Annotated in this window: 12 protein-coding genes and 1 pseudogene; 8 read left to right on the forward strand and 5 right to left on the reverse strand. The window is 66.7% G+C overall.

The genetic code is table 11. From position 1 onward, the window contains the following. The 3 genes from I5M_RS12100 to I5M_RS12110 all read left to right on the forward strand — a co-directional run. A partial coding sequence (locus tag I5M_RS12100; protein WP_022721646.1) for a ferredoxin reductase family protein occupies positions 1 to 1,077 on the forward strand: 1,077 nt, incomplete at its 5' end. Continuing rightward, entirely contained in the window at positions 1,074 to 1,433 is a 360-nt protein-coding gene (locus tag I5M_RS12105; RefSeq protein WP_022721647.1) for a cytochrome b5-like heme/steroid binding domain-containing protein, read from the forward strand. The genes I5M_RS12100 and I5M_RS12105, both read left to right, overlap by 4 nt. A gap of 36 nt (positions 1,434 to 1,469) precedes the next feature. Continuing rightward, positions 1,470 to 4,013 carry a cation-translocating P-type ATPase gene (locus I5M_RS12110; RefSeq protein ID WP_022721648.1) on the forward strand — a complete coding sequence of 848 codons (2,544 nt, stop codon included), beginning with the start codon at positions 1,470 to 1,472 and terminating at the stop codon, positions 4,011 to 4,013. Between the two features lie 35 nt (positions 4,014 to 4,048). Here I5M_RS12110 and I5M_RS32730 read toward each other — a convergent pair whose 3' ends face one another. Continuing rightward, positions 4,049 to 4,261 carry a hypothetical protein gene (locus tag I5M_RS32730; protein ID WP_022721649.1) on the reverse strand — a complete coding sequence of 71 codons (213 nt, stop codon included), beginning with the start codon at positions 4,259 to 4,261 and terminating at the stop codon, positions 4,049 to 4,051. Positions 4,262 to 4,996: 735 nt separating this feature from the next. On the opposite strand from I5M_RS32730, the gene I5M_RS12120 reads away from it, so the two are divergent. Then, the gene (locus I5M_RS12120; protein ID WP_022721650.1) at positions 4,997 to 5,245 is read left to right on the forward strand and encodes a pilus assembly protein PilZ; all 249 of its coding nucleotides are present in this window, start codon (positions 4,997 to 4,999) and stop codon (positions 5,243 to 5,245) included. Between the two features lie 181 nt (positions 5,246 to 5,426). On the opposite strand, the gene I5M_RS12125 is transcribed toward I5M_RS12120, so the two are convergent. Next, entirely contained in the window at positions 5,427 to 6,287 is an 861-nt protein-coding gene (locus I5M_RS12125; protein ID WP_022721651.1) for a flagellar motor protein MotB, read from the reverse strand. A gap of 236 nt (positions 6,288 to 6,523) precedes the next feature. Between I5M_RS12125 and I5M_RS12130 the strand changes: the two genes are divergently transcribed. Both I5M_RS12130 and I5M_RS12135 read left to right on the forward strand, forming a co-directional pair. After that, on the forward strand, positions 6,524 to 7,150 hold the full coding sequence (locus I5M_RS12130) for an HAD family phosphatase (protein ID WP_022721652.1): 627 nt from the start codon (positions 6,524 to 6,526) through the stop codon (positions 7,148 to 7,150). 19 nt (positions 7,151 to 7,169) lie between these two features. Next, positions 7,170 to 7,652 carry a thioesterase family protein gene (locus tag I5M_RS12135; protein WP_022721653.1) on the forward strand — a complete coding sequence of 161 codons (483 nt, stop codon included), beginning with the start codon at positions 7,170 to 7,172 and terminating at the stop codon, positions 7,650 to 7,652. Positions 7,653 to 7,664: 12 nt separating this feature from the next. Here I5M_RS12135 and I5M_RS12140 read toward each other — a convergent pair whose 3' ends face one another. Beyond that, the gene (locus I5M_RS12140) at positions 7,665 to 8,012 is read right to left on the reverse strand and encodes a hypothetical protein (RefSeq protein ID WP_031336161.1); all 348 of its coding nucleotides are present in this window, start codon (positions 8,010 to 8,012) and stop codon (positions 7,665 to 7,667) included. A 201-nt stretch (positions 8,013 to 8,213) separates the two neighbouring features. On the opposite strand from I5M_RS12140, the gene glp reads away from it, so the two are divergent. Both glp and lexA read left to right on the forward strand, forming a co-directional pair. Further along, positions 8,214 to 9,425, forward strand: coding sequence for a gephyrin-like molybdotransferase Glp (gene glp / locus I5M_RS12145; protein WP_022721655.1), 1,212 nt, complete (start codon positions 8,214 to 8,216; stop codon positions 9,423 to 9,425). A gap of 205 nt (positions 9,426 to 9,630) precedes the next feature. Next, positions 9,631 to 10,338, forward strand: coding sequence for a transcriptional repressor LexA (lexA, locus tag I5M_RS12150; protein ID WP_022721656.1), 708 nt, complete (start codon positions 9,631 to 9,633; stop codon positions 10,336 to 10,338). Positions 10,339 to 10,426: 88 nt separating this feature from the next. On the opposite strand, the pseudogene I5M_RS29630 reads toward lexA, so the two are convergent. Both I5M_RS29630 and I5M_RS12160 read right to left on the reverse strand, forming a co-directional pair. Beyond that, positions 10,427 to 12,755, reverse strand: a pseudogene (locus I5M_RS29630) (ComEC/Rec2 family competence protein). Positions 12,756 to 12,822: 67 nt separating this feature from the next. Beyond that, positions 12,823 to 14,502, reverse strand: a complete 1,680-nt coding sequence (locus tag I5M_RS12160) for a glutamine--tRNA ligase/YqeY domain fusion protein (protein ID WP_022721657.1) — start codon at positions 14,500 to 14,502, stop codon at positions 12,823 to 12,825. Between the last annotated feature and the right edge of the window lie 5 nt (positions 14,503 to 14,507).

Genomic DNA, 14,507 nt, shown 5'->3' on the forward strand with positions numbered 1-14,507 from the left:
CTCGCGGCCGCGCTCGGCGGGCTCGAACGCATGTATCGCTGGCATCACCTCACCGGCGTCGCCGCCTATGTGCTGCTGCTGGTCCATCCGCTCGCGCTCGCCGCCGCCAACCTCAAAGCGTCACCGCGTCTCGCCTGGCAGACGTTGTCGCCGACAACCGAAGGCTGGCCGGTCTGGTCGGGCTGGATCGGCCTTGGTCTCCTGATGGCGGGGCTTGCCATCACCTTCGATCGCCGCATCGGATACGGCCTGTGGCGCTGGCTGCACGCGGCGCTCGGCTTCGGCGTCGTGGTGGGATTGGTGCACCTCGTCCTGCTCGGCATCGACGAGCCGGTGCTGCCGATCCTCGCTGTCGCGGCGGGCCTGCTTGGCTGGCGCCTGCTGCGAGGCGACCTCGGACTGGCCGCGCGGCCCTATCTGGTCATCGAGCGCCGCGAGCTCGCGGTGCGGACCATCGATGTCGTACTTCAGCCCCTCGGTGAGCCGCCTGATATCAGCGCCGGCCAATTCGTACTCATCGCTTTCAGTGACGGCCCGCTGTATCGAGGATGCGGCGAGTTTCATCCATTCACGGTCACCTCCGTCGGCCGAGACGGAAAGCTCCACATCGCCGTCAAAGCGGTTGGCGATTGCACGACCCGTATGCTGTCGCTGGTGTCGGGCGTCGAGGCGCGTGTGATAGGCGGTTTTGGCGGCTTTAGCGATGTCGATGGCGACGCCCCGCAGCTCTGGGTCGCCGGCGGCATCGGCATCACGCCATTCATGGCGCGCCTTTCCACTGCTCCACTGCGTCACCCGGTGCACCTGCTGTATCTGTATCGCCGCGAGCAAGATGCCGCGTTTCTGCCCGAGTTGCGCACTCTGGCCGCGACTGACCCCAATCTCACACTTCATGAAGTCGCCACCGGCGACGCCCTGCCCGACATCGATCCGTTGCTACCACCGCAGTATCAGTTGGCCGGCACCGAATGTCTTCTCTGTGGGCCGGCGCAGCTCGTCGCGCAGATCGAACCCGGGCTGCAGGCCCGCGGCGTGGCGCCGCGGCGCATTCACTACGAAAACTTCGAGTTCCGATGATGCGCAAAGTGTTCTTCAGCTCCACCGTTCTGTTCTGGATCGCCGTGCTCGGACTGTGGATTGGCAACGTGATCACTCCCGGCACCTCCGGTCCTGCGGCGGCGGCCGACCGCGAAATCGATGCCGCTGAACTGGCGCGGCACGCAAGCCCCGAAGACTGCTGGATGGCGATCCACGGTGCGGTGTTCGACATCACCGCCTATCTGCCCGACCATCCCTCGCGGCCGTCGATCATCGAGCCATGGTGCGGCAAGGAAGCAAGCAGCGCCTACGACACCAAGACCAAAGGGCGATCGCACTCGCGCGACGCCGATGCGCTGCTGCCGAAATATCGCATCGGCGTCTTCAAACCTTGATAACCTGCGATCTTTGCACAACGAGCGGAGCCGACGATGACGAACGATCACGCTCCGCCGACCGGGCTCGATGAAGCGACGGTGCAGCAGCGCCTCGCCGAGGACGGCTACAACGAGCTGCCGAATCCCGATCGCCGCACGCTGCTGCGCATCGTACTCGAAGTGCTGCGCGAGCCGATGCTGGCGCTGCTGCTCGGCGGCGGCGCGGTGTATCTGTTGCTCGGCGATTTCAAGGAAGCTGTCATCCTCTTGATCTTCGCTTCGCTGTCGGTGGTGATCACCGTGGTGCAGGAAGCACGGACCGAGCACGTGCTGGAAGCGCTGCGCGATCTCACCAGCCCGCGGGCGCTGGTGATCCGCGGCGGCGAACGCCGGCGCATTGCCGGGCGCGAGGTGGTGCGCGGCGATCTGCTGGTTTTGGCCGAAGGCGACCGTGTCGCCGCCGATGCGCTGCTGCTGCAGGCCGACGACATCCAGGCCGACGAGTCGCTGCTCACCGGCGAGTCGGTGCCGGTGCGGAAGCTGCCGCGCGACGAAGCCGCAGCAGCTGCGCGGCGCCCCGGCGGCGACGATCAGCCGATGGTGTATTCGGGCTCGCTGATCGTCCGCGGCAGCGGCCTCGCCGAAGTCACCGCCACCGGACCACGAAGCGAGATCGGCAAGATCGGCCAGGCGCTCGGCACGATGCAGACCGAGGCGCCGCGATTGCAGACGCAGACCCGCGCGCTGGTGCGTACCTTCGGCGTGATTGCCGGCGCTTTCACGCTGCTGGTCGTCGTGCTGTACGGCACGCTGCGGGCGAGCTGGCTCGACGCCGTGCTGGCGGGCATCACCGTCGGCATGTCGATGCTGCCGGAGGAATTCCCGGTGGTGCTCACCGTGTTCATGGCGATGGGCGCGTGGCGGATTTCGCAGGCGCGGGTGCTGACGCGCCGCGCCGCTGCCATCGAGGCGCTTGGCGCCGCCACCGTGCTGTGTACCGACAAGACAGGGACGCTGACCGAGAACCGGATGTCGATCGCTGAGCTGCGGTTGCCGAGCGGCGAGGTGTTCCAGCCGCGTGACGGTGCGGCGCTGCCGCAGGCGTTTGCCGCGTTGCTCGAGACCGGCTTGCTCGCCGCCGCACCCGACCCGTTCGATCCGATGGACCGCGCGCTGCACCGGCTCGCCGGCGATCACCTGCCGGACGGCGTCGGCAGTCGCAGCCTGGTGCATTCCTATGGGCTGCGCCGCGATCTGCTGGCGATCACCCAGGTTTGGGATAGCGATGACGATCTCGGCGACTACGTCGTCGCCGCCAAGGGCGCCCCCGAGGCCATCGCGCGGATCTGCGGGCTTGGCGAGGCGGAGCGACAGGCGCTGGCGCGCACCGTCGATACGATGGCGGCGGAGGGACTGCGCGTGCTCGGCGTCGCGCGCGCGGCGCACCCCAACGACGACTGGCCGGAAAGCCAACTCGGCTTCAGCTTCGATTTCGTCGGCCTGATCGGCCTAGCCGATCCGCTCCGCGCAGCGGTGCCGGCTGCCGTTGCCGATTGCCGCGCAGCCGGCATCCGCGTGGTCATGATCACCGGCGACTATCCGGCCACGGCGCGCGCCATCGCCCGGCAGGCCGGCATCGATGCGGAGACGTGTATCACCGGCGAAGAGATTGCCGCGCTCGACGATGCGGAGCTGGCGCAGCGGCTGCGCGGCGCCACCGTGTTCGCGCGGATCATGCCGGAGCAGAAGCTGCGCATCGTCGAGGCGCTGAAGGCCGATGGCGAGGTGGTGGCGATGACCGGCGACGGCGTCAACGACGCGCCGTCACTGAAAGCGGCACATATCGGCATCGCCATGGGCGGCCGCGGCACCGACGTCGCCCGCGAGGCCTCGGCCATCGTGCTGCTCGACGACGACTTCGCCTCGATCGTCAAGGCGATCCGGCTGGGGCGGCGCATCTACGACAATCTCGTCAAGGCGATGGGCTTCATCTTCGCCGTTCACGTGCCCATCGCCGGCCTCGCGTTGCTGCCGCTTTTGTTCGGCCTTCCGATCCTGCTCGGCCCGATCCACATCGCGTTTCTGGAAATGATCATCGATCCGGTGTGCTCGATCGTTTTCGAAGCCGAGACGGCCGAAGAGGATGCGATGCGCCGTCCGCCGCGCGATCCGGAGCAGCCGTTGTTCAGCCGGGCGCTGATCGTCTGGGGAATGCTGCAGGGGCTGCTGGTGTTCGCACTGGTCGCCGCCGTTTTCATGATCGGCCAATACCGCGCCATGCCGGCGGACGAACTGCGCGCCCTCACCTTCTTCGCGCTGGTGCTGAGCTTCGTAGGCCTGATCCTGATCAACCGATCTTTCAGTGCCTCGCTGCTGACGGCGCTGCGCCGCCCCAACCCACTGCTGGGCGTGATGGTCGCGTTCGTCACAACGCTGCTGGCGGCGACGCTGTGGTGGCCATGGCTGCGCGAGCTGTTCCGCTTCGGTCCGCTGCACAGCGACGATCTGGCGCTGACGGCGGCAGCCGCCGTCGTCGTGCTCGTCGTGCTCGAATTGGCGAAGCCGCTGTGGCGCAAGGTGATGCGGCGTCCGGGATGAGCCGTCGCCGCATCATCAGATACGCATACACGTAGTTACGCAGCCGCGTCTTCGATGGCGCCGTCCGCCGCCTGACGGTCGACTACGAAGCGACTGACGTTGTCACAGTCCTCGCAGCGATAGATGTGGCGTTCGAATTCGGCAAAGCGCCGGATCGGCCGCGGCTCGATCCGCGCCAGCCGCATCGTCGCACCGCATTCCGGGCAACGTGACGGGTCGAACTCGGATTGATTGCTGCGCCAGACCATATCGCGTCCTCCCACACCGCTCGAACGTCCTGATTGCGCTCACGTTCCTGCATGGCCGGCGGAACGGCGGCGGCGCCGTCGGGCGGCGGCTCGTTATCGTCGAGCCGGCGCAGCGCGCTCAAGATGGCGGTCAGCGGAATGGTGCGGCCGGAACCCGGCAGGCGTCGCAGCCAGGGCCGGTGCTCGACCGCATTGGCGTCGGACGCCCACGAGGACAGAATGGCCCTCTTCTCCGAAGTGCCGAGCGCGTTGTCGCGTAGCACTTGTTCGGGATGGTCATAGACCTCAGCGGGCGCGATGAAGTCGGCTAGTGCGGCGACGTGCGACGTCGCCCTGATCGTTGGTCGAACGTTCGGTCTCAGATCCATATCGTCCTCCCTGAATCCTCCTTTCGAAACGGGACGGACCGAAAATTAGAAAACGCGATCCGGCTTTCAAGACCCTGGTCGGGAATTTTTCACGGCACCGGTTTTCGCCCCCACCAGTGACGCTCCGAAATGCCGGGCCGCAGGCGGCCAGCCCAAACGGATCGTGATAGAGGCCACCAAATACGTGGAGCGACGCTGCGGCGCATCGTTAACGAATTGAGGCCGAAGGCGGCGCTGCCGCCACCTACGCGCCACCGCCGCGGCGATCAAGAAGCCCCGCTGCGGCTTCCGCACACGCGAATTTAACAAGTTTGCTGTGATGTAGGCTGTCGCGACTTCATCCCGAAGCCGCCCGAGACCATGGACGATGAACCAACCGCGCCGATTTGCCCGCGTTCGCCCGAGCGGCCTGGTCTCGCAGCAGGCCAGCCTGATCGTCGGCCCACGTGCGCCGGTCGTTCCGGTGCGGGTGATCGACTATTCGGCCGGCGGCGCCTGCGTCGAACTCAACGCCGAGACCAAGCTGCCGCCGCGCTTCGAAATCCTGCATTCCGGCGTCAAGAAGCGCTGCCGCCTGGTCTGGAAACACGGCCGCCGCATCGGGCTGTGTTTTTGAACATCGGAGCGCCTCCCGGCTAGCCGCAAGTATAAACGTCATCCTGAGGCGCCGCCGCGAAGCGGCGGCCTCGAAGGATGGGCCGCACACCCGGAGTAGTCGCCCTTCGAGGCTCGCTCCGCTCGCACCTCGGGGTGACGGCACTGCGCGTTGGTAGTTCGTGGAAGAATGACGTCACGATTTAGCGCTGCAAATCCGGCGGCAGCGGTGGGTTTTCGCGGACGAGCGTGATCGTCACGCGGCGGTTCGCAGCCAGCATCGGAGCGTCGGGAAACAGCGGCTCGCTGTCGCCTTTTCCTGCGACCGACAGGATGTGGCTGGCGTCGAGACCTTCGTGCTTGAGAATTCGCCGCACCGCGAGCGCGCGGCTGGTCGACAGGTCGAAAGCGTCGGCGCCATTCGCCGGCACCACGCTGGTCGCCGTATGGCCGACGATCGTGACGCGTAGCGACGTCGCGCGCAGCGGCCCGGCGAGTTGCGCGATGACTTTCTTGGCGCGGTCATACGGCTCGGCGGAGCCATCGGCGAACATCGGCCGCCCGTCCTGATCGGTGATCTCCAGATTGAGCCCGACCGGCGTTTCTTCGAAGATCACGTTCTTGGAAAGCTCGGTGAGCTCCGGCATGTCCTGCAGCGCCTGGCGCAGCGACGCCGACGCCAGAGCGAATTCGCGATCGGCCTTGGCTTGCGAGGCCGAGCTGCCGGCGCCGCCCTGCTCTTCCAGATGCGGCTTGTCGCTGGACTGATCCGGCGCGACGTTGCGCTTGCTCTTGATCTTGCCCTGAACCGGCACGCCGTCGGTTTCGACCACGCCGGCGTAGCGTGACTCCTGCTGCACGCCGAAGGCGTCGCGCATCGATCCGGCGACGATCTGCATCTTGTGCAGATCCTGCGTCGAGAACGACACCAGCATGACGAAGAACGAGACCAGCAGCCCCATCATGTCGGCGAAGGTCACGAACCAGCCCTGGATCGCGTGCTCCTCCTCTGGCTTCTTCTTGCCGTTGTGAGACAGACGGCCGCCTGCTGTCCCGCCCTTCATCGGCAGTCCAATCGAGACAGAAGATGATCGTCAGATTCGCCGCGCATGGCAGATCGCCGCTTCGAGGACTTCCGGCGCCGCGATCGGCGGGCGGCTCCCAGCGCGCCCCGCAGCAACGGCCTTATTTACCGCGGCCGCATTACCAAACGGTTTCTTGATCCAATAACATTGCTTAACCAAAATGTGCTGGACGCCACGGCTCGCGTCTGCCCCGCCGACTTGCTAGAGGATCCGGCATGACAACCGTTCTTTCCCCCGGCGCCGCGGATGCGCTGTTGTTCGATATCGGCCGCGTGGTCATCGACTTCGATCTGCGGCGTACGCTGAAGGCCTGGGCCGTCGAGCTCGGCGGCGATCCGAAGGCGACGATGGCCTCGTTGGCGCAGAACGACGTCTTCCATCGCTACGAAACCGGCCACGTCGACGACGCCGAGTTCTTCGCCGCGGTCAGGACCGCGCTTGGACTGAAGCTGACCGACGACGAGCTGCTCCGGGGCTGGAACGACATCTTCATCGGCCCGATGCCGGGCATCGAACCGTTGCTCGCACGCGCCGCCGCCAAGCTGCCGCTGTATGCGCTGTCCAATACCAACGACGCCCACGTGGCGCATTTCTCGCAAGCTTATGCCGAACTGCTGCATCACTTCCGCGAGCTGTTCCTGTCGTCGCGCATCGGCATGCGCAAGCCCCATGGCGAGACCTACGACCATGTCGTGAACGCGATCGGCATCGCGCCCGATCGCATTGTGTTCTTCGACGATCTGGCCGAAAACGTCGAGGCGGCGCGCGAGCGCGGCCTGCATGCCGTTCAGGTGCATTCCAGCGACGATGTCGCCCGTGCGCTCGATCAGCTCGGACTTTGAGCCGCCAGCAACTGCGACGATGATGACCGACGCCGAACTGCCCTGGGATCACCCCGCCCCGTTCACGCTGCCGATGACGCCCGGGCCGTCGGACATCGACGGCCTCAACCACACCAACAACTCGGTGTATGTGCGCTGGTGCGACAGCGTCGGCTGGGCGCATTCGGAAGCGCTGGGGCTGTCGCTCGCCGACTGGCAGCGCATCGACCGCGCGATGGCGATCCGCCGCGGCGAATATGATTACTTGCTGCCGAGCCACCTGGGTGACGAGTTGTTACTCGGCACCTGGATCTGGGGCAGCGACGGCAAACTGGTGATGGAGCGGCGCTTCCAGCTCATCCGCCTGCGCGACCGCGCCATCGTGATGCGCGGCCGCTGGCAGCTGGTCTGCATCGAGCTGAGCAGCGGCCGACCGCGGCGGCTGCCTCCGGAATTTTCCAGCGTGTATCTGCCGGTGATGGTGCGGCCGGAGGATCAGGACAAAGGGACTTCCCCGGAGTGAGCGCCAGCGCGCTTACTGCGGCGGCGTTCGGCAATCCATCGAGTAGACCAGTTCGCCCTTGGCGGTGCGGCCGATTGGCTGGCACGGCACGTAGTTGCGAGCGGCCTGAGGCGCTGCGGCCGGCACCGCGGCCATTGCAGGCTTCGCGGCTTCCTTCGCCGGTTCGGCAGCTGGTTCGCTCTTGGTCACCTCAGAGCTCGGAGCTGGGGCTGCGCCTACGGCCGGCGGCGGCGCGTAGTCTTCGCTGAAGCTCGGCATCCAGCCGCGGCTGAAATCATGCCGCATTGCGTAGGTGGTGACGAACGCCACCGCGCCGATCACGGCCACGATCCGAAACAGCCATTTGGCGAAATCGTCCATCATCCGCTCCCGTGCCGCGATGCCTGTGCCGAGGCTTGGTCCTACTCGCCTGCGCCGCCGTTCCACAATGAGGATTTCGGCGAAGTACCGAGCCTGAGCCCGCTCAGCACATTTGAAGAGCTGCCGCCTTGCGCGATCGCAACGCGGCACCTAAAGCCCGTTCGACGAACAGCGGCCAGGTGGCCGCGCGGGAGAAAGTCCATGGCCCTGATGCCGGTTGCCGATGCGCTCGCTGCAGTGCTGGATGGCGCGAAGGCCAGCGCGACCGAGATGGTCGCGCTGCCGGCCGCCCACCGCCGCGTGCTGGCACAGGACCTCACGGCGCTGCGCACCCAGCCGCCGCAGCCGATGTCGGCAATGGACGGCTACGCCGTGCGCGCCGCCGACGCCGCGGCCGTGCCGGCCCAGCTGCGGGTCATCGGCGAGATCGCCGCCGGCCGGCCGGCCGAGCTGGCGCTGGGCGAAGGCCAGGCGCTGCGGATCTTCACCGGCGGCGTCATCCCGGACGGCGCCGATGCGGTGGTGATCCAGGAAAACACCTCGCGCGACGGCGACATCGTGACCATCCGCGAGCCCGCCCAGCCGGGCCGCCATATCCGCCCCGCCGGCGTCGACTTCCGCACCGGCGAGGTTCTGCTGCAGGCCGGCACGCGGCTGTCGGATCGCGATCTGGCGCTGGCCGCCGGCATGAACCACCCGTCCCTGCCGGTGCATCGCCGGCCGCGCGTCGCCATGCTGGCGACCGGCGACGAGCTGGTAATGCCGGGCACGGACCCGCTGCCTGGCCAGATCGTCTATTCCAACGGCTACGCGCTGCGCGCGCTGGCCGAGGCCGAAGGTGCCGAGGTGATCGACCTCGGCATCGCCGCCGATACAATCGAAGCGACGCGAGCCGCGATCCGCCGCGCGGTCGACGCCGGCGTCGATCTGCTGATCACCACCGGCGGCGCCTCGGCCGGCGACCACGACCTCGTCAAGGGCTCGCTGGAAGCCGAGGGTACGTCGATCGCGTTCTGGAAGATCGCGATGCGACCCGGCAAGCCGATGATGCATGGAAAGCTCGGCCCGATGCGGGTGATCGGCCTGCCCGGCAATCCCGTCTCGTCCTATGTCTGCGCCTTCCTGTTCATGGTGCCGCTGATTCGTGCGCTGTCCGGGATGCGCGAAGTGCATCACCAGCGCAGGCCGGCACGGCTTGGCCGCGCCGTTTCGGCCAATGATCACCGCGAAGACTATCTGCGTGCCACGCTGTCGCTCGACGACACCGGCAGCCTGATCGCGACCACGGTCGACAAGCAGGATTCCTCGCTGCTGGCGCGGCTTTCTGCGGCGCAGGCACTGCTGATCCGGCCACCGCTGGCACCGGCGGCGGAGGCAGGTGCGCCCTGTCTGATCCTGAAATTGCCGCGGTAGCGGCCGCGCTCAATTGATCTGAAAATTAAGATGTTGCGGAACACATATGGAACATATAGGGTCCGTTCATGATTTGTTTTTAGGTTGTGCCGGTCGCACCTCGGGGCTGAGGTGTCCATCACAACCGTAACCCGGGACCCAGACGGACCGGGCACGCCGAGACGAGAAATCACATGATGATCGTCGCAAGATCGGGGAATGGTCGATGCTGACGCGCAAACAACTGGAACTGCTTCGCTTCATCAATGAGCGCCTGAAGGAAGCCGGCGTCCCGCCGTCGTTCGACGAGATGAAGGACGCACTCGATTTGCGGTCCAAGTCAGGCATCCACCGTCTGATCACCGCGCTGGAAGAACGCGGCTTTATCCGCCGCCTGCCCAATCGCGCCCGCGCCATCGAAGTCATCAAGCTGCCCGAGCTCGGCGGCGCCCCCCAGAGCGCGCGCCGCGGATTCACTCCGAGCGTGATCGAAGGCAATCTCGGCAAGGTCCGGCCGCCGCAGCCCGCCAGCACCGGCGAGGACGATTCCCGCAACGTCGCCGTGCCGGTGATGGGCCGGATCGCTGCTGGTACTCCGATCGAAGCGCTGCAGACCCGCAGCCACACCATCAGCGTGCCGGCCGACATGCTCGGCAGCGGCGAGCACTACGCGCTCGAGGTCCGCGGCGATTCGATGGTCGAGGCCGGAATTCTCGACGGCGATATGGCGCTGATCCAGCGCAACGAGTCGGCCGACACTGGCGACATCGTGGTGGCGCTGATCGACGAGGAAGAAGCCACGCTTAAGCGCTTCCGCCGCCGTGGCGCGTCGATCGCGCTCGAACCCGCCAATGCCGCTTATGAAGTCCGCATCCTGCCGCCCAACCGCGTGCGGATTCAGGGCAAGCTGATCGGGCTATACCGAAAGTACTAAGCAAAGCTGCCGCCGCGACGCAGCCAAGCGCGCGCGACGGTCGAGACATCGAAACTTGGACGACGCGTCGGTTCGATCGTGGTGCCGGCTAATCCTCGTCTTGCTGATCCTTTGGCGGCGGTGTGGCGTCGACCGGCTCGCGCCCTCGTCCGGATTGGGGCGCCCCGCCAGCGCGGGCGTCGTCGAGCGCGGTCGTCGCTGCCGACTCGCCGTTCTCGGCCTGCGCGGCCGCAGGCGCCCATGGCCGATCGACGCCCGGTGGTCGCACCAGCGTGGCGACGAAGCTCCCTTTCCCGCGTTCGCTTCGCTTCAAGGCTACCGCACCGCCTCGGCGTAAATCCGCGGCAGTGACCAGCAGCGCGGCGCAGCCTGGCGGCGGCTGCGCCAGCGTGACGACGAGTGCCGCCCTGACGCAGTCGTCCGCCATCCCGTCCGGTCGCAGCGACAGCGTCACCAACGTCCCGTCGATCAGAGCTGCGACGCAGCCATCGGCATCGCAGGACACGCCGGCGCGCAGTGTGGGATCCTCGATGGCGCGCGCGTCGGCGTCCGCTGCTAGCCACTCTTTGACCAGAAAGCGGTCGGTGCCACGACCGAACACGCGCAGTCGCCCATCTGCGCCGCGCACTGCGAGCTGGCGCGCGTCGGACGCAATCAGCACGTCCGGACGCGGCGTCAACGCCGCCCAGCCCGCCGCCGCGACCAGTGCGATCACACCGGCAAAGCGCAGCGGCGTGCGCAGCAGGCCGAGCAACAGGATGCCCAGCGTCGCCAGGATGAGCGGCCCAGCGCCAAAGGCCGCAACGCGGCCGACCGCGCCCGGCAGCGCGGCGGTCCATTGCGCCACCGCGATCATCCAGTCGATGCCGAGCTCCATGATGCGCCAGAACACGCCATCGAAGCCGAACGGCATGGCGACGAGGCCAAGCAGTCCCGCCGGCATAACGATCGCCGATACCACCGGCATCGCCAGCAGGTTGGCGACCACGCCGTAGGGCGTGATGCGGTGGAAGTGATACGCCGCATAAGGCAGCGTCGCGAGCCCGGCGATCAGCGACGCCAGCGCCAGGATCGCGATCTCGCGGCCGCCCCACATCGCCGCACGTGCCGCCGCCGAACTATCGGCCTTGGCGAACAGCGCCGGCATGCCGATCTGCACCAGCGCGACCAGACCGAGCGTGGCGGCGAACGACATCTGGAAGCTCGGATGCACCAACGCTTCCGGCGCGATCACCAGCACGATCAAGGCTGCGATCGCCAGCGTGCGGAACGTGATGGCGCGGCGGTCGACCATGACGGCGATCAGCACTACCGCGGTCATCAAGAACGAGCGCTGCGTCGCCACCTCGGCGCCAGACAACAGCAGGTAAAAGGCCGCTGCAATCAATGCGGCAACCGCCGCGACTTTCTTGATCGGAAACGTCACGGTCAGCGACGGGATCAGCGCCAGCAGCGCGCGCACCACAAAGAACACGACGCCAGCCACGACCGCCATGTGATAGCCGGAGATCGACAGCACATGACCTAGCCCGGAGATGAACATCGCATCGTTGACGGGCGCGGTGATGGCATCGCGCCGCCCGGTGAGCCGTGGCAATAGCGCGGCCGTCGCCGTCGAGCGAGCCGCGGATGCGGGTGTCGATGGCATCGCGCAGCGACTGCATCAGCGCCGCGTAGCTCAGCATCCAGCCGCCGCTCGCCGGCGCCGCGCGCGGCGTGATTATACCCGTGACGAAGCCTGAAGCAGCGATGCCCTGGAAATACAGATCGCGGCCGAAATCATAGCTGCCCGGCAGCAGCGGTTCGAGCGGCGGCTGTAGCCGCGCTTTGAGCTCGACAAAGCTGCCGACCGCCGGCGCCGTGCCCTTCTTCACCGACAGCCGCACCCGCTCGAGTCGAGGAGCGCCGCGGGCGTCCATCGCGCTGACGCGGAGTACGAAGCGATCGGTGCGCTCGCGCTCCTCGCGGGTCTCGACGAAGCCTTCGAGTTTGGCTCCGAACACCGGCTTGGCCAGCACCGGATGGGCGACGCGCTGCGCCTTCAGCGTCGCCGTCGCAAAGCCGCAAGCCAGCGCGGCGATCAGCACGGCCGGCGCAAACAGCGCGTGCCGGCGTAGTAACAGAGCCGCAACGCTCAGGATCGCCGCCGTCAGCGCCGTCACCCACGCGATCGGCTCATGCGCGGCGGCGAAGTACAAAGCGATCCCAGCGCCAAAGGCAATCGGCACCACTGGTAACAGACGGCCCGGCCCCGCCTCGGCGCGCGCCCAGCCCTGTAGCGTCGTGAGCCAGCCGAACCACAGATGGCCGCCCGGCCACGCCAAGGCGCCCGGCCGCGCTTCGCGCGTCGTCCAAGTCGCAGCCTTGATCCGTGCTTTGATCTTGGCCCCGTTCTGGACCCGATCGCCCTGCCCCACGCCGCGCTCCCGTCTGGCGGGAGCGCAGATTGGAGCAGATCAGCGCGAGCAACAACCTCCGCGCGTATCAGCCTTTCGCGACTTCCTTGGCGAAGGTATCACGCAACCCGATAGTGCGGTTGAATACCGGCTTACCCGGCGTCGAATCGCGATCGCGGACGAAGTAACCCTGCCGCTCGAACTGTAGCGGATCGGTCGACAAACTCGTCGCCACTTCCGGCTCGATCCGGGCGTCGCTCAGCACTTCGAGCGATTGCGGATTGAGATCGGCGGCGAAGTTCGACGCCTCCGGCGCCGGATTCGTGAACAGCTGATTGTAGATCCGGATCTCGGCCTTGACCGACTGCGCCGCCGGCAGCCAGTGCATCGTCGCCTTGACCTTGCGGCCGTCCGGCGCATTGCCGCCGCGCGTCTCGGGATCGTAGGTGCAGCGTAGTTCGACGATCTCGCCCTTGTCGTTCTTGATCACCTCGCGGCACTTGATGAAGTACGCGTAGCGCAGCCGCACTTCGTTGCCGGGAGACAGCCGGAAGAACTTCTTCGGCGGGTTCTCCATGAAGTCGTCCTGCTCGATGTAGATCTCGCGGCCGAATGAGATCTTGCGCGTGCCGGCGCTCGGATCGTCGGGATGGTTGATGGCTTCGAGTTCTTCGGTCTGCCCTTCCGGGTAGTTCTCGATCACCACCTTCAGCGGCCGCAGCACCGCCATACGGCGCTGGGCGATGCGGTTCAGCTCTTCGCGGATACAGAACTCCAGCATGCCGAGATCGACCACACTGTTGGCCTTGGCGACGCCGATGCGGCGGACGAAATCGCGGATCGCCGCCGGCGGCACACCGCGGCGCTTCAGCCCGGCGATCGTCGGCATCCGCGGATCGTCCCAGCCGGAGACGTGGCCGCCGCGCACCAGTTCGGTCAGCACGCGCTTGGACAGCAGCGTGTAGGTGATGTTGAGCCGGGCGAATTCATACTGCTTCGGCTGCGACGGCACCGGCAGCTTGGATAAGAGCCATTCGTACAGCGGCCGATGGTCTTCGAATTCGAGCGTGCAGATCGAATGCGTCACGCCTTCGATCGCGTCGGACTGGCCGTGCGCGTAGTCGTAGCTCGGATAGATCGACCATTTGTCGCCGGTGCGCGGATGGTGGGCGTGCAGGATGCGATACAGCACCGGGTCGCGCAGATTGATGTTGCCGGCCGCCATGTCGATCCTGGCGCGCAGCACGCGCGCGCCGTTCGGGAATTCGCCGGCCCTCATGCGGCGGAACAGGTCGAGGTTCTCCTCGACCGTGCGATCGCGGAACGGGCTGTTCTTGCCGGGCTCGGTCAGCGTGCCGCGCGTCGAGCGAATCTCGTCCTGCGACTGGTCGTCCACATAGGCATCGCCGTTGCGGATCATGAGTTCGGCCCAGGCGTAGAGCTGCTCGAAATAGTCCGAGGCGTAAAACAGGTTGCCGCCCCAATCGTAGCCGAGCCAGTGCACGTCGGCCTGGATCGAGTCGATATACTCCTGCTCTTCCTTGGTCGGATTGGTGTCGTCGAACCGCAGATTGCAGCGGCCGCCGAATTCCTTGGCGACCCCGAAATTCAGCGCGATCGACTTGGCATGGCCGATATGCAGATAGCCGTTCGGCTCCGGCGGGAACCGCGTGACGATGCTGCGGTGCTTGCCGGTGTCGAGGTCGGACTGAACGATGTCGCGGATGAAGTCGCGCCCCGCCTCGGGGGCTGCGTCTGCGGTCGTCATGCCTG

The organism is Rhodopseudomonas sp. B29 (assembly GCF_000333455.1).
In the GTDB taxonomy this organism is placed as follows: domain Bacteria; phylum Pseudomonadota; class Alphaproteobacteria; order Rhizobiales; family Xanthobacteraceae; genus Rhodopseudomonas.

Excerpts from the sequence above, each read along its gene's own strand:
- I5M_RS12105 (WP_022721647.1), top strand. The coding sequence starts at position 1,074 with ATGATGCGCAAAGTGTTCTTCAGCTCCACCGTTCTGTTCTGGATCGCC.
- I5M_RS12110 (WP_022721648.1), top strand. The coding sequence starts at position 1,470 with ATGACGAACGATCACGCTCCGCCGACCGGGCTCGATGAAGCGACGGTG.
- I5M_RS32730 (WP_022721649.1), bottom strand. The coding sequence starts at position 4,261 with ATGGTCTGGCGCAGCAATCAATCCGAGTTCGACCCGTCACGTTGCCCG.
- I5M_RS12120 (WP_022721650.1), top strand. The coding sequence starts at position 4,997 with ATGAACCAACCGCGCCGATTTGCCCGCGTTCGCCCGAGCGGCCTGGTC.
- I5M_RS12125 (WP_022721651.1), bottom strand. The coding sequence starts at position 6,287 with ATGAAGGGCGGGACAGCAGGCGGCCGTCTGTCTCACAACGGCAAGAAG.
- I5M_RS12130 (WP_022721652.1), top strand. The coding sequence starts at position 6,524 with ATGACAACCGTTCTTTCCCCCGGCGCCGCGGATGCGCTGTTGTTCGAT.
- I5M_RS12135 (WP_022721653.1), top strand. The coding sequence starts at position 7,170 with ATGATGACCGACGCCGAACTGCCCTGGGATCACCCCGCCCCGTTCACG.
- I5M_RS12140 (WP_031336161.1), bottom strand. The coding sequence starts at position 8,012 with ATGGACGATTTCGCCAAATGGCTGTTTCGGATCGTGGCCGTGATCGGC.
- glp (WP_022721655.1), top strand. The coding sequence starts at position 8,214 with ATGGCCCTGATGCCGGTTGCCGATGCGCTCGCTGCAGTGCTGGATGGC.
- lexA (WP_022721656.1), top strand. The coding sequence starts at position 9,631 with ATGCTGACGCGCAAACAACTGGAACTGCTTCGCTTCATCAATGAGCGC.
- I5M_RS12160 (WP_022721657.1), bottom strand. The coding sequence starts at position 14,502 with ATGACGACCGCAGACGCAGCCCCCGAGGCGGGGCGCGACTTCATCCGC.